Below are 13,921 nucleotides of genomic sequence, written 5' to 3'. Positions count from 1 at the left end.
CAATGCGGCGAGAAAGCTTGCGTTGCACGTGAAGCTTGCATGAACCCTGCACCGCGCACATGCCGCTTCCGCGCGACTCGGACTCGTGCGCTGTCCACCCCTGGCGGGACGGCTCGATCCGTGGTGCGCTCCGCCGATTCAAGCCCATCCGAGGAGGAGACAGAATGACGATCGGATTCCGCGTGCGCGAGGTGGAGCGCCGGGTGGATCAGGCCCTGGCGCAGCGCGCCGCCAAGGTGCCTGTCGCCAATATCGGCGACGTGATGAACCGCATGCAGTCGCTTTCCGGCACGTTCCACGCCTATGGTGGGCGCAAGCGCCTGGTGGGCCCGGCCTTCACCGTGAAGGCGCGCTCAGGCGACAACCTCATGCTGCACCGCGCCGTGGACATGGCCCGGCCCGGCGACATCATCGTCTGCGACGGCAATGGCGACCTGTCCGTGGCGCTGATGGGCGACCTGATGCTGGGCCATGCCGTGGTGCGCGGCATCGCTGGCGTCGTCATCGACGGTGCGGTGCGGGACGTGGCCTCGCTCGCGAAGATGGACCTAGGGGTCTGGGCCAGGGGCCACACCCCGGCGGGCCCCTGGAAGGAAGGCCCTGGCGAGATCGGCACCCCGATCTCCTGCGGCGGTCAGGTGGTGATGCCAGGCGACCTGATCTGCTGCGATGAGGATGGGGTGGTGGTGGTGCCGCTGGACGAGGCCGAATCGGTGATCGCGGCGGCGGAGCAGCACCAGGCCAAAGAGATCAAGGCGGAGGAAGACATCCGCAACGGGCGCTGGCCGCGCGACTGGGTCCCGGCCAGCCTGAAGGAAAAGGGGTGCGAGGGGGGCTGAGCCCCCTCACCTGCCCTGGTCCGGCGCTCAGGCGCCGGCCTGCTGGATCGCGGAAAGCTGCCAGGGGCCGCTCTGGCTGCGGACAAAGGTCCAGTATTCGGTGGCCACCGTCCGCGTCTCCGGGTCACCCTCGGTAACACGGCCGGTCGCCACCTCCCGCGTCACGTCCACGGCGGAGAAGCGCATCGCGACGGTGGCGTAGTCGCGCGCCCCCTCGCTCCAGGCCTCGGCAAGGTCGCCCTGCTCCAGCCTGACGTCGCGCGTCTCATTCTTCCAACCGCGCGCCCTGAGGGCGGCGAAGTCATCGCGGAAGTAGCCCGTCATCTCAGGGGTCGAAATGCGGGACAGCGTGGCGAGATCCTCGCGCGACCAAGCCTCGTTCACCTGCTTCAGCAGGGTCTCGAAGGCCTGGTAGTCAGCTGGGCCAATGGATACCGGGGGCGAAGAGGCGGCGCCCCCGCCCGCGAGGCCGGGCAGCATGCCGGACATGCCGCCGCCATGGGCCTGGCGCGCCATCCCGGCCGGGGCGGGCTGGGAACGGCGGCGCAGCAGCGATACCACCAGCATGACCAGGGCGGCGATCAGGATGACCTGGAGCAGCACGCCGAGCATCCCAGCAAAGCCACCCGCGAAGAAGCCGCCGCCCAGCATCAGGCCGAGCAGCCCGCCGCCGATCAGCCCCGCCATGAAGGGGTTACGGAAAAACCCGCCCGGCTGGGCGGTTTGCGGCCGCATCGCGCCCGGCGTCGCGGCCGGGGAGCCGGGGCGCGTGGGCTGGGCCATGGTGCGGTCCATCTGCCGGCTGGGGGCCGGGGCCGTGTTGGTGGAGGGCGGCGGCGAGTAGGTGCGCGCGCCCCGGCTGCCGGAGGAAAACCCGCCGCCAGGGCGGGCATCCGCCAGGGCCGGCGCCAGGGCGATCAGCGCCGCGGCGGCGATGGCGAGGAATTGGGCAGGACGGCGCATGATTCGGCGTCTCCTAGGTTCGGGACCAAGTGTCCCATAGATGGTGCGGGCGATCACGGATTGCGATATCCTCAGCACTTGCGCACTCTCGGAAACGACCGAGGAGAAGCAAGGGATGAAGGCAGGACGCCTCATGGCCGCGCTGGCAATCGCCACCGCCCTGGCCGCTTGCGCCGGACGACCCCCTCCGCCGAGTGCCGAGACCGACCGACCCCGGACGCTGCCCCGCGCCCCTTCCTGGGTTGAGCAGCCCGAGGTCATGCTCGCGCTCCACCGGCCCGACGGGCGGATCTGAAGGCGGTCAGGCCGGCGCGATGCGGCGCCGCCGCATGAGCTGCCCGGCCAGAAGCAGGACGCCCAGGCCGAGCCCGACCCAGTGCGGTGCCGGAATGATATCCCGCGCCACCGCCTCCAGGATGGCCGGGAAGACCATCAGCAGCCCAGCAAGGGCCATGGCCCAGCGCTCCAGCGTACCCATGGCCGTGATGGCGAAGCCCTGGCAGGCCGAGGCCAGCCCCGCGAGGCCAAGCGTGGCGAAAAAGACCTGCCAGAACACGTCGATCCAGCTCATGCCTTCGACGAGGTTCAGGAGCAGCCCCACCCCGTGTGGGTCGGTGACGAAGACGAAGGGCAGGACGAAGGCCGGCAGCGTGTATTTCCAGGCCATCAGCGTGGTGCGGTAGGGACCGGCGCCCGTGATCGCCGCTGCGGCGAAGGGCGAAAGGGCCGTCGGGGGCGAGACCTCGCTGAGCACGGCGTAGTAGAAGACGAACATATGCGCCGCGTAGTCCGGCACGCCCAGCTTGATCAGCGCCGGGGCAGCCACCACCGCGCAGATGATGTAGGAGGCGGTGACCGGCACGGCGAGGCCGACCACCCAGACGATCAGCCCAGTGTAGATCGCCGTGATGATCAGCGACCCGCCCGCCGCCTGGATGGCGATGTCGGAGAATTTCAGCCCCAGCCCGGTCAGGGTGATGCAGCCGACGATGATGCCGGCGCAGGCGCAGGTGGCGGCGATGCCGATCGCCTGCTCTGACCCCGCGGCGAGGGTGCGCGCCAGCTTCAGCGGGTAGAGGGCGCTCTCCCGCGACAGGAAGGACAGCGCGACCGCCAGCAGCATCGCGTAGAGGACGGAAAGCGTGGCGGAGTAGCCGACCGACATGAAGGCGATGATCGCGACCAGCGAGGTGAAGTGGTACCAGCCGCGCTTGAACATCGGCCAGACGCGCTCGGTCGTCGCGGGAGCATCGTCCACCTTGACGCCCGAGGTGCGGATGCGGCGCTGGTCGAGCTCCACCATGAAGAGCAGCGCGGCGTAGTAGAGCACCGTCGGGATGATCGCCATGATCAGCACATCGAGGTAGCTGATCTTCAGGTACTCCGCGATCAGGAAGGCGGCGGCGCCCATGATGGGTGGGGAGATGATCGCTCCCAGCCCGCCTGCTGCGAGAAGCCCGCCCGCGTCGTGCGAGGTGTAGCCGACCTTGCGCATCATCGGCCAAGCCACCGTGCCGATCGTCACCGTAGTCGCGACGCCCGAGCCCGAAGGCCCGCCGAGCAGGAAGGCCGATAGCACCACGGTCCGTCCCGCCGAGGATGGGCGCCCGCCCGTGGCGGCGAAGGAGAAATCCACGAAATACTTGCCGGCGCCCGTCGCGCTCAGGATGGCGCCATAGATGGTGAAGAGAATGATGAGCGTGGCCGAAACGTCCACCGCCGTGCCGAAGATGCCCTCCAATGTGATGGAGATGTGCGGGATCAGCCGCTCCTCATCATAGCCGCGATGGGTCCAGGGCGCCGGGAGGTGGTTGCCGAAGAAGGCGTAGAGCAGGAAGCAGATCGCCACGAAGGGCATGATCCAGCCGGTGCAGCGCCGCGTCGCCTCCAGCACTAGGGCGATGAGCAGCCAGCCCACCACGATGTCCATGGGCTCGGGGAAGATGATGCGGTCCTGAAGGTCGTCGCCGCCGGAAATCAGGTACCAGGTGACGTAGATCCCGGCCGCGATCAGTGCCCAGTCCCACGGTGGGAAGCGGTCGCGGAACCGGCGCACGACCGGGAAGAGCATGAAGCCCAGGACCAGGGTGAAGCCCACATGGGCGAAGCGCAACGTCGTGGTAGGGACGATGCTCCAGGCTGCCCAGAGATGGAACAGCGACATGGCGAGGGCGATGCCCACCGCCACCACGCCGAGCGCCCCCTGGAAGCGGTTCATCACCCCCTCTTCCGCCTCAATCAGTTTCTCGACCTTGGCGGCCGTCTCGGCGTCCATCGCGTTGGGCGCGATCTCAGGGAGGGGGCTGGCGGGCTGGGTCATGCGGCAGGGTCACCCTGAAAAAAGCGGGGGCGCGGCCGGGTCGCCGCGCCCCGTGATGGCAGTGTAACTCGGTAGACGTCAGCCCAGATTGGCGCCCAGGCCACGCCAGAACGCTTCGGCCGCCGGGTGCCAGGGCACGCCCGCCGCTGCCGTCTTCTGCTGCTGAAGCGTGAAGTTCCGTGCCTCGGCATGGACGCGCGCCCAGTCCTCACGATTCTCCCACACCGTCGTCAGCACGGAGCGGACGAGGTCGGGCGAGGCATCCTCGCGCATCGCCAGGATGTTGGCGACGGAAAGCTGCTTGTTGGGCTGCGTCTGGCCCGGATAGGTGTTCGCCGGGATCTCCTCGGCGAAGTAGACCGGGCCGCTCTCGCGCACGATTGGCTCCAGGAATTCGGCGTGGTCCACCAGCACGATCTGCGTGCCCGGCGTAGCGGCGAGGTCGGTGATGGCGCTGGTCGGCACGCCGGAAACGAAGAAGTAGGCGTCGATCTTGTTGTCGCGGATCGCGTTGGTGCTCTCGGCAGGCGACAGGCGCTCACGGCCACGGAAGTCGCTGTTGAGATTCAGCCCGGCCGCCGTGATGAGGCGGGTGGCGAACAGCTCCGTCGCGCTCTGCGGCGCGCCGGTCGAGATGCGCTTGCCCTTCAGATCCGCCATGGAGCGGATGTTGCGGTCCGCCGTGGTCACGACCTGCATGCGGTTGGTGTAGAGCACCGCGATGGCACGCGTTGGCACCTGCCGGCCGCGGAACTGCCCGGCGCCGCGCACGGAATCCACCGCCGCGTCCACCTGCCCGAACACGATCTGCGCACGGTTCGCGCCGAGGAGCTGGAAATTCGCGGTGGAGCCCGCCGTCACTTCGGCCGTGGCGGAGGTGTTGGGCAGGGCGCGGCTGAGATAGTTCCCGAGCGCGCCGCCCAGCGGATAGTACACGCCGCCAGTCGTTCCGGTCGCAATCACGAGTTGCCGGCCCTGGGCCAGGGCGCCCGTGGATGCCCCGATGATCGCGGGCAAGGCAAGGGCGGTACGACGGCTGATGCGGTGCAAGGCTCATTCCTCCGGGCGAATTGAGTCGTTTTTTCTCCATTAGGCGAGGCGCCTCGCAAAAGCAAAGCCCTTGCGCAGGATCAAGGCGGCGCGCCCAGGAGTGTCGCAAGACAGGGACAAGTTGCTGGAGAGCCTGCCATGAACCGCCTCACCGCCAGGGACCTGATGACCGCCGTGGTGGTCACGGTCCCCCTCGCCACCCCCGTCTTCGCCATCGCGCGCCTCCTGGCCGAGCGCGGCATCAGCGCCGTGCCCGTGCTGGGCGAGAAGGGCGACGTCATGGGCATCGTGACCGAGGCCGATCTGATCCGCCGCTTGGCCGGCGAGGAGGATCGCCCCGCCTCCTGGTTCCGCACGCTTTTCAGCGACGCGGGCGCCATGGCCGACCGCTTCGCCCGCACCCACGGGCTGCGCGCCGCTGACGTGATGACGGAGGACGTCGTCTCTGTCACCAGCGACATGCGTGCCGGCCAGGTGGCGGCGCTCATGGAGGAGCGGGGCATCCGCCGCGTGCTGGTGATCGAGGATGGGCGGCTACGCGGCATTGTCAGCCGCGCCGACCTCCTGCGCGCCCTGGTCGCGCCTTCGCCTGAACCCGCCGATTGCTCGGATGAGCGCATCCGGCGCGCAATGCTGGTATTGATGCGCCGCCAGCCTTGGGTGGACGGCTTCCACACCATCGTCGAGGTGAAGGATGGCATCGTGGAGTTTCACGGCTTCATGCGCGACGATTCCGTGCGGCGGGGCCTGCGCGTGCTGGCCGAATCCGTCCCCGGCGTGCGTGGCGTGCGCGACGAGACCATTCCGATGCCTTCAGTGATGATGTCTGGCACCTGATTCAATGCGCTGGAACTTTCTTCCGGCGCAGTGATAAGCTTCCCAAGGCGGCGCGGTTCCAGCAGAGGACCCGCCGCGGAGGGAACGAAATGAAGGGATTGTCGCGCAGGTCGCTTTTCGGCGCCTGCCTTGCCTGCGGTTCGGCTCATCTCGGTCTGACCGCCACCCCCATCCAGGCGCAGGGATCGGGCTGGTCGCCTCCTGCCTCGGCACAGCGCTGCCCGTCCCGATGGGGACCGAATGACCGGCGCGGCTCCATGAACCTGCTGACGCCGGAGCGGATGCGCGACGCCGCGGGAATGATCCGTGAGGGGCGCAAGGTCGAGCTGGGCCACATGCTGTCGCAGGAAATGCCCTTCTTCGGGACGCGGCGCTTCGACGTGCACCTGAAGCAGTTGTTCATGAACCCGCAAGCGAACCGGCGCGGCTCGAACGAGGAGCTGGTGGTCGGCGAGATCGCGCAGGTGGGGACACAGTTCGACGGCTTCCCGCACCAAACCATCGGCGACGAGACGTATAATTGCGTGAACGTCCCCTCCATCTCCACCCGCGGCGGCTTCACCGAGATGGGGATCGAGACGGTCGGCACCATCATGACGCGCGGCGTGCTGATGGATGTGGCGGGGCTGAAGGGCGTGCAGACCCTGCCCGATGATTACGAGATCACGGTCCAGGATCTGGAGGAGGCCCTGCGCCGCCAACGCGTGGAGCTGCGCGAAGGCGACGCGATGATCATCAACACCGGATGGGGTCACCTCTGGGGCCGCGACAATGCGCGCTATGTGCGCGGCTGTCCCGGCATCGGCGTGGCGGCGGCGGAGTGGCTCATCCAGCGCAATCCGCTGCTGCTCGGCTCCGACAACTGGCCGGTGGAATGCGCGCCGTCCAAGACCATGCCGAACGCCTCCCTGCCCGTGCACCAGATCGCACTGGTGGTGAATGGCGTTCACCTGCTGGAGAACATGAACCTCGCGGAGATGGTCTCCACCGGGCGCTCCGAGTTCTGCTTCATGATGCAGCCGCTCCGGATGCGCGGATTCACCGGCAGCACCGTGGCGCCCGCCGCGATGTTCTGAGCCGGCTGGCCCGGTTTCGCTTGCGTCGTGTGACGGGGCCGGGCCAGCCTTCCTTCGGGGCGCGAAGACGCCCCGAGGGAGGATCGCCATGACATTGCCCCGCCGGGTGGCGCTGACTGCGCCATTCCTGCTTCCCTTCGCTGCGCGCGCGCAGGGCAACTGGCCGGCACGGCCCGTTCGCGTCCTGATCGGCTTCCCGCCTGGCGGCGGTGTGGACATCGTCGCACGTCTCGTCATGCCGCGCGTCGCAGACCGGTTGGGGCAGAGCTTCGTCATCGAGAACCGCGCCGGCGCGAACGGCAACATCGCCATGGATGCCTTCGCCAAGTCAGGTGCGGATGGCTACACGCTGTTCTACGGCAATGTCGGCAATCTGGCGGTCACCAACGCCCTTTATCGCGACCTCTCCTTCGACACGACGCGGGACTTCGTGCCCGCGGGGCAGACGATGGAAAGCTTCCTGGTCGTTGCCGTGAGCAACGACACGCCAGCGCGCAACCTGGCGGAGCTGATGGAATATGCCCGCACCAACCCGGGGCGGCTCAACGGCGCATCGGCCGGGTCTGGAGGACCGTCCCATCTCGCGCTCGAGCTGTTCAAGCGCGAGTTCGGCCTGAACATCGTCCACGTGCCCTATCGCGGCAGCGCCCCGGCGATTCAGGACCTTGCGGGCGGCCGGGTGCAGGTTATCATTGACGGCTACTCGCTGATGCGCGGAGCGGTGGAGAGCGGCCGCGTGCGCGTCCTGGCCGTCGCATCGGCGCGGCGCGAGTCCCTGCTGCCCGATGTGCCCACCACTGGCGAAGCCGGTGCGCCCGGCTTTACAGCCGGGTCATGGCACATGCTGATGGCGCTGCGCGGCACGCCGCAACTGGTGCTGGACCGGCTGGAATCCGCGTTGGATAGCGCCTTGCGGGATCCTGAGTTGGTGGCGGCGATGGCGCAGCAGGGCGTGGCCGCGCGCTTCCGTGGTCAGCGCGATGCCGCCGCCTTCCTGGGCGCCGAGCGCGAACGCTGGACGCGCGTGATCCGCGAGTCAGGCATCACGGCAGAGGGGTGATCACGGCTCCGCCGGCGCGGCACGGCGCGGCAGGGTAGCCAGGATCGCCGCGCCGCCCCCCAGCAGCACCAGCACCACGGCCATCCCCCATCTCTGGGAGCGCGTGGCCTCGGTGACCAGCGCCAGCAGCGCTGGGCCGAGAAAGCTCGTCGCGCGTCCGCTGAGGGCGAAGAGGCCGAAATGCGCCGCGACTTCGCCAGGTGGTGCCATCTGCGCCATGAGGGATCGGCTGGCCGCTTGGGCCGGGCCGAAGAACAGGCCAAGCGCGACGCCCAGCACCCAGAAGGCCGCCTTGCTTTCCACCAGCAACATGGCCGAACCCACCGCCATGAGGGCGAGCAGCGAAAACAGCACGGCGTTGCGCGCTCCCAGCCGCTCCTCCGCGAAGCCACCGGCCAGCGCGCCTAGCCCGCCCGTCACGTTCAGCGCGATGCCGAAGAGCAGGATCTCCTCGAATCCCATCCCGAAGACCCCGGCGGCGAAGACCGCGCCGAAGGCGAAGAGGACGTTCAGCCCATCCGTGTAGAGCAGCCGCGCCAGGAGGAAGCGCAGCAGCGCCGGGCGCCGCGGCAGCCGGCGGATCGTTCCGAGCACCTCGCTAAACCCGCTGCGCCAGTCACCGCCACGCCGCTCGGGCGGCGCCCAGATCAGCAGCGGCCAGGCGAAGAGCAGGAGCCATATCGCGACGAAGGGCGCGGTTGCCCGTACATGCTCGGCGGCATCGCGCTCGAGGCCAAGCGGCGACGGATCGGGCCGCACGAGCAGGACGAGGCAGACCAGCAGGCACGCCAGGCCGCCCGCATAGCCCAGCGCCCAGCCGATGCCCGAGACGCGGCCGATGCGCGAGGGCGCCGTCACCTCGGGCAGCATGGCGTTGTAGAACACCGTGCCAAGCTCAAAGCAGAAGGTCGCGAGCGCCACGGAGGCCAGCGCCCAGATCGCCCAGGACGGGCTGGGCTGGGCGAACCAGATGGAGGCGGTGCAGGCTGCCATCAGCGCCGTGAAGACCGCCAGGAAGAAGCGCCGCCTTCCGCCCGCATCCGCCATCGCTCCCAGCACAGGCGAGGCCAAACCGATGGCGAGGCCGGTCAGGGCCTGCATCCAGCCCCACCAGGCCTGCCCCGTCACCGGGTCCGGCGCGATGCCGCGGGTGAAGTAGGCGGCTATGACGAAGGTGGAGACGACGGTCGGGAATGCGCTGTTGGCCCAGTCATAGGAGGCCCAGGCCCATTCGCGGCGCGTCATGCCTCCACCAGCGCCAGGGCGCGCAGGGCGACGCTGGCAGCGGCGAAATCCGGAGTGCGCGTTGCCTCGCGCAGAAGCGGCAGGGCAGCACCTGGTTCTGGGGCGCGGCCTTGCAAGAGCGAGGCGGCGAGGCGCGACTGCATGTCGCGCAACTCGCCCAGCAGGGCAGCGCGGGCGCGGTCGGCGAAGGGGCCGCGCAACGGGGCGCGGCGGATTGCGTCGCGCAGCGCATCCAGCATGAAGCGCCGTCCCACCTCCTCCCACGCCTTCGCGGCCTCCGGCGGGGCGGCGCCCTGTCGCGCGGCGAGGCGCAGGATGGGTGGCGCGACCGCAAGACGCGGCACGCTCCGGATGAAGTCGCGCAGCCCTGCTGCCTCCTGCCCTTCGGCAAGGGCGGCAAGGCCGGGGCGCAGCTCGGTCAGGGCGGGGCCGATGCCCTGGCGCAGGAAGGGCAGCAGCTCCGCCGTTGCGGCCTCCATCAAATCGCGCAGGGCACATTGTGCGGCTAGGCGTTCCTCGGGCGGCAGCGCCTCCGCTTCCTCGAAGCGCGCTTCCAGCCCGAACAGCGCATCCGCCATGAAGGCAGCGGCGACGAGATCCGTCGGTCCCGCCTCGGCGGTCAGGCGCGACAGCCCAGCGAGGCCGAGCCGGTTCACCACCCGGTTGGAAAGCGCCGTCGCCACCAGTTCCCGGCGCAGGCGATGGCGGGCGATGAAGCCGGCATAGGGTTCCTCGTGCAGTGGCGTGGGGAAATAGTCATGCAGGAGCTCCGCGAACTCGGGATCCTCCGGCAGTGCGCTCTCGCCCAGCTCGTCGGCCAGCCAAAGCTTCGCGAAAGGCATCAGGGCCGCGATCGCAGGCCGTGTGAGCGCGTCACCGGCGGCGATGCGTTCCGTCATCGCGGCAGCGTCGGGCAGGCCCGCCACTTCGCGGTCCAGGATGCCCTCGGCCTCCAGCCGCGCCATCAGCGCGGCATGCGCCGGCAGGGCGGAGGCGCCGGCCATGCCCTCCAGCGACAGGGCAACGGATTGCAGGTGATTGTCGCGCAGCACCAGCGCCGCGACCTCATCTGTCATCGCGGCGAGGAGGTCGTCGCGGCCACGGCGGGTCAACACGCCCTCCGCCTCCGCGTCGGCCAGCAGGATCTTGATATTGACCTCATGGTCCGAGGTGGAGACGCCGGCGGAGTTGTCCATCGCGTCCGTATTGAGCCGCACGCCGGACCGCGCCGCCTCCACGCGCCCGGCCTGGGTGACGGCGAGGTTGGCCCCCTCCCCCACCACGCGCGCGCGCAGGTTCCGCCCATCCACGCGGATCGCGTCATTCGCGCGGTCGCCCGCATCGGCTTGGCTCTCGGCGGAGGATTTCACGTAGGTGCCGATGCCGCCGAAATACAGCAGGTCCACCTTCATGCGCAGGATGGCGCGCATGACCTCGGCCGGCTCCGCGCTTTCCGCTTCGATGCCCAACATCGCGCGCGCCTCGGGCGAGAGCGGGATGGATTTCTGCTGGCGAGGGAAGACGCCGCCGCCCTTGCTGATGCGTGCGGCGTCGTAATCCGCCCAAGAGGAACGCGGGAGGCGAAACAGGCGCTCCCGCTCCGCGTAGCTTTGCGCCGGATCCGGATCGGGGTCGAGGAAGATGTGGCGGTGATCGAAGGCCGCGAGCAGCTTCGCCTGCTTCGAGATCAGCAGGCCATTTCCGAACACGTCGCCCGACATGTCGCCCACCCCTGCGACGGTAAAGGGCGCGTCGTGGATGGATCGGCCCAGCGTCTCGGTGAAATGGCGCTCGACCATCACCCAGGCACCACGCGCCGTGATCCCCATTCCCTTGTGATCATAGCCGGCAGAGCCGCCGCTGGCGAAGGCATCACCCAGCCAGAACCCGTACTCGGCCGAGAGCGCATTGGCGATGTCGCTGAACGTAGCGGTGCCCTTGTCGGCCGCGGCGACGATGTAGGGGTCGTCGCCGTCGCGGCGGCGGATGCCGGGTGGCGTCATCACCTCCGTGCCGCGATAATTATCCGTCAGGTCCAGCATCCCGCGCACGAGGGACTGGTAGGCAGCGATGCCCGTCTGCTGCAGCGCCTCGCGCTCCGTCGGAACCTCGCCCTTCAGGACGAAGCCGCCCTTGGCGCCGGTCGGGACAATCACGACGTTCTTGAGGCGCTGCGCCTTCATCAGGCCCAGGATCTCGGTGCGGAAATCCTCGCGCCGGTCGGACCAGCGAATGCCGCCGCGCGCGACCGGGCCGGCGCGGAGGTGGCATCCTTCCATCGTCGGCGAATGGATGAAGATCTCCCGCCAGGGGCGTGGCGCCGGCATGTCGCCTGCCCGCGCGCTGTCCAGCTTGAAGGCGAGGTAGGGCTTCTCCTGGAAGAAATTGGTGCGGAGCATCGCGTCCAGCACGCGCTTCATGCGGCGCAGGATGCGGTCGGCATCCGGATCGGCGACTTCGTCGAGGGCGCGGTCGAACTCGGCCTCGGCTTCCTTCTCGTCCGCCTCCGCCCCCTCGGCGAAGCGGGCGTGGAACAGACGTACCAGCAGGCCAGCGGCCTTGGCCTCCTGGGCCAGGGCCGCGGTGACGCTTTCCTGCGCGAAGGTGAAGCCCACCTGCTTGCACCAGCGGAAGATGGCGCGGAGCAGCCAGCATTCGCGCCAGGACAGGCCTGCGCGCAGGATCAGCCGGTTGAAGCCGTCCGCCTCGGCCTGGCCGGAAAGCAGGGCGTCCAGCGCATCGAGCAGCAGCGGGGCGCGCCCCTCCTCCCATTTGGCACGGGCGTCAAACTGGAAGACGTGCAGCGTCATCGGCTCGCGCCCCTGCGGCGACAGGCGATGCGGCACCTCCTCGATGGCGCGAAGGTCCAGGCTCTCGAAGATGGGCAGCCCATCCGCCAGGGCCAGCGGAGCACCCGGCATGGCGAGGCGTAACGTCACGCGGTCGGCGGGCGCACCCGGAACACGGGCCAGCAGCGCGGCGGGACGGTTGGTGCTCACGGCCCTTTCGGCCAAGGCAAGGTCTTGCGCGGCGGAGCCCGCATCCTCGCCCTCGCGGTACGAAGCGGGGAAGGCGTCGCGCCAGACCGACAGCGCCTCTCCCGCCGCCGCCTCGCCGCGCTCGGCGGACAGGGCCTCGGAGAGCCGCTCGGGGAAGGAACGGGCGGCCTGGATGACCGCCGCTTCCAGCGCCACCTGGTCCACCTCGCGCGCGGAGCTCGGATCGGTGCCGATGATGTAGTGGACGCGCGCCAGCGGCGCGTCGCCCAGCGCGATATAGAAGGCGGAAAGCCGCCCGCCGAGCGCACAGGCCAGCATGCCCCCGACTTGGTGGCGCAACCGCGTGTCGAAGCTCTCACGTGGGAGCCAGGCGATGGCGCTGGTGAAGCGGCCGAACGGATCGCGCCGGAGGTAGAGCGCGGGGCGCGGACGGATGGTCAGATCCAGGGCGCGCCGCGCGCCTTCCAGGATCTCCGCCTCACTTGCCTGGAACAATTCGTCGCGCGGCCAGGTGTCGAGGATGTTGCGCAGGGCGCGCCCGTCATGGGTGGCAGGCGAGACGCCGGCCGCGTCGAGGATGCGTTCCACCTTGCCGCGCAGCAGAGGGATGGAACGCGGGTTGCGGTTGTAAGCGGCCGCGGCGAAGAGGCCCAGGAACAGTCGCGTCCCATCGGGACCGCGCGTCGCCACCACGTCGGCATGCTGCGGCCGGTGGACGGTCGCACGCATATTTGCCTTCGCCACGGTGACCGGTGGCCCTTCCACCAGCGCCGCACGGATCGAGGGCGCGATTTCCGGCAGATGCGCCAGTGCATCGAAGACCGGCACTTCGGGCGAGCGCAGCAGGCCGAGATTCTCCTCCGGCACCGGCGCCGCACCCTCTCCGCTCAGGACAAGCCTACGATGGCCCAGCAGCACGAAATTATCCTCGCGCATCCAGCGCAGGAACTCGGCCGCCTCGCCGCCGCCCACCTCCTCCTCGGCGCCCTGCAGCAATTCCGCCATGCGCGGGAAATCCGACACCGCAGCGCGCACATCGGCCATGGCGCGGCGCAGCGCCGCCTCCACGGTCGGCCAGTCGCCGGGCCGCGCGGTCGAAAGGAGCTGCCCCGGTGCGGCGGCAATGCTGACGCGCATCAGGCTCTGCCCGTCCAGGATCGGGTGCAGCAACTCCTTCACGACGCGCCCGTGCTGCGTCAGCGCCGCGAGGACGCTGTCCACCAGGAAGGGCATGTCGTCGGTCACGAGTTCCGCCACGGCATGGGGGCCGCTGCCGGCGCCCGGCGGGGTAAGGCGGACCGCTGCCTCGTCCTTGCGGCGCGTCGCGGCGAGGTCGGCCAGCGATGCGGCGGCGGCGGCCAAGGCCTCGGGCGGGCGGGTAGCCAGTTCGGGGGTCGGAACGTCATGGTAGAGGGCGGGCAGCAGGCGTTGCGCGAAGCCTTCAGGCACGCGGCGGGAGGCCGCGGCGAGAATCTCCTGCCGCAACGGGTCGCGCGTGGGGTTGGGGGCTTCAGGCATCCGTATCCTCCGAT

10 protein-coding genes are annotated in these 13,921 nt (G+C 69.5%); 5 read left to right on the top strand and 5 right to left on the bottom strand.

The annotated features are described in order from the left end of the window. Window positions 1-164 precede the first annotated feature (164 nt). Window positions 165-839, top strand: a complete 675-nt coding sequence (locus tag JTJ31_RS00390; protein WP_207536619.1) for an RraA family protein — start codon at window positions 165-167, stop codon at window positions 837-839. A 27-nt stretch (window positions 840-866) separates the two neighbouring features. Here the strand turns inward: JTJ31_RS00390 and JTJ31_RS00385 are convergent, their stop codons facing one another. After that, a complete protein-coding gene (locus tag JTJ31_RS00385) occupies window positions 867-1,802 on the bottom strand; it encodes a TIM44-like domain-containing protein (protein WP_207536618.1) in 936 nt (311 codons plus the stop codon). Between the two features lie 115 nt (window positions 1,803-1,917). Here JTJ31_RS00385 and JTJ31_RS00380 point away from each other — a divergent pair, with 115 nt between their 5' ends. After that, the gene (locus tag JTJ31_RS00380) at window positions 1,918-2,097 is read left to right on the top strand and encodes a hypothetical protein (protein WP_207536617.1); all 180 of its coding nucleotides are present in this window, start codon (window positions 1,918-1,920) and stop codon (window positions 2,095-2,097) included. A gap of 6 nt (window positions 2,098-2,103) precedes the next feature. On the opposite strand, the gene JTJ31_RS00375 is transcribed toward JTJ31_RS00380, so the two are convergent. Both JTJ31_RS00375 and JTJ31_RS00370 read right to left on the bottom strand, forming a co-directional pair. Further along, complete coding sequence (locus tag JTJ31_RS00375) at window positions 2,104-4,122, bottom strand: TRAP transporter permease (RefSeq protein WP_207536616.1); 2,019 nt, start codon at window positions 4,120-4,122, stop codon at window positions 2,104-2,106. A 78-nt stretch (window positions 4,123-4,200) separates the two neighbouring features. After that, window positions 4,201-5,172, bottom strand: a complete 972-nt coding sequence (locus JTJ31_RS00370) for a TAXI family TRAP transporter solute-binding subunit (RefSeq protein ID WP_207536615.1) — start codon at window positions 5,170-5,172, stop codon at window positions 4,201-4,203. A 138-nt stretch (window positions 5,173-5,310) separates the two neighbouring features. Between JTJ31_RS00370 and JTJ31_RS00365 the strand changes: the two genes are divergently transcribed. The 3 genes from JTJ31_RS00365 to JTJ31_RS00355 all read left to right on the top strand — a co-directional run bounded on the left by JTJ31_RS00365 (window position 5,311) and on the right by JTJ31_RS00355 (window position 8,145). Continuing rightward, complete coding sequence (locus tag JTJ31_RS00365) at window positions 5,311-6,009, top strand: CBS domain-containing protein (RefSeq protein WP_236019748.1); 699 nt, start codon at window positions 5,311-5,313, stop codon at window positions 6,007-6,009. Window positions 6,010-6,098: 89 nt separating this feature from the next. Further along, window positions 6,099-7,085 (top strand): cyclase family protein, encoded by a 987-nt coding sequence (locus JTJ31_RS00360; RefSeq protein WP_207536614.1) that lies wholly within the window; start codon window positions 6,099-6,101, stop codon window positions 7,083-7,085. An 88-nt stretch (window positions 7,086-7,173) separates the two neighbouring features. After that, on the top strand, window positions 7,174-8,145 hold the full coding sequence (locus JTJ31_RS00355; RefSeq protein WP_207536613.1) for a Bug family tripartite tricarboxylate transporter substrate binding protein: 972 nt from the start codon (window positions 7,174-7,176) through the stop codon (window positions 8,143-8,145). On the opposite strand, the gene JTJ31_RS00350 is transcribed toward JTJ31_RS00355, so the two are convergent. Together JTJ31_RS00350 and JTJ31_RS00345 are read right to left on the bottom strand one after the other, a co-directional pair. Continuing rightward, window positions 8,146-9,390 (bottom strand): MFS transporter, encoded by a 1,245-nt coding sequence (locus tag JTJ31_RS00350; protein WP_207536612.1) that lies wholly within the window; start codon window positions 9,388-9,390, stop codon window positions 8,146-8,148. Further along, window positions 9,387-13,907, bottom strand: coding sequence for an NAD-glutamate dehydrogenase (locus JTJ31_RS00345; protein ID WP_207536611.1), 4,521 nt, complete (start codon window positions 13,905-13,907; stop codon window positions 9,387-9,389). The genes JTJ31_RS00350 and JTJ31_RS00345 overlap by 4 nt, the downstream gene beginning before the upstream one ends. Window positions 13,908-13,921 lie beyond the last annotated feature (14 nt).

This window comes from Sabulicella rubraurantiaca (assembly GCF_017355885.1).
Taxonomy (GTDB): Bacteria; Pseudomonadota; Alphaproteobacteria; order Acetobacterales; family Acetobacteraceae; genus Roseococcus; species Roseococcus rubraurantiacus.
This window is presented reverse-complemented; position numbering and strand designations above follow the sequence as displayed.

Excerpts from the sequence above, each read along its gene's own strand:
- JTJ31_RS00345 (WP_207536611.1), bottom strand. The coding sequence starts at position 13,907 with ATGCCTGAAGCCCCCAACCCCACGCGCGACCCGTTGCGGCAGGAGATT.
- JTJ31_RS00380 (WP_207536617.1), top strand. The coding sequence starts at position 1,918 with ATGAAGGCAGGACGCCTCATGGCCGCGCTGGCAATCGCCACCGCCCTG.
- JTJ31_RS00385 (WP_207536618.1), bottom strand. The coding sequence starts at position 1,802 with ATGCGCCGTCCTGCCCAATTCCTCGCCATCGCCGCCGCGGCGCTGATC.
- JTJ31_RS00390 (WP_207536619.1), top strand. The coding sequence starts at position 165 with ATGACGATCGGATTCCGCGTGCGCGAGGTGGAGCGCCGGGTGGATCAG.
- JTJ31_RS00375 (WP_207536616.1), bottom strand. The coding sequence starts at position 4,122 with ATGACCCAGCCCGCCAGCCCCCTCCCTGAGATCGCGCCCAACGCGATG.
- JTJ31_RS00355 (WP_207536613.1), top strand. The coding sequence starts at position 7,174 with ATGACATTGCCCCGCCGGGTGGCGCTGACTGCGCCATTCCTGCTTCCC.
- JTJ31_RS00350 (WP_207536612.1), bottom strand. The coding sequence starts at position 9,390 with ATGACGCGCCGCGAATGGGCCTGGGCCTCCTATGACTGGGCCAACAGC.
- JTJ31_RS00360 (WP_207536614.1), top strand. The coding sequence starts at position 6,099 with ATGAAGGGATTGTCGCGCAGGTCGCTTTTCGGCGCCTGCCTTGCCTGC.
- JTJ31_RS00365 (WP_236019748.1), top strand. The coding sequence starts at position 5,311 with ATGAACCGCCTCACCGCCAGGGACCTGATGACCGCCGTGGTGGTCACG.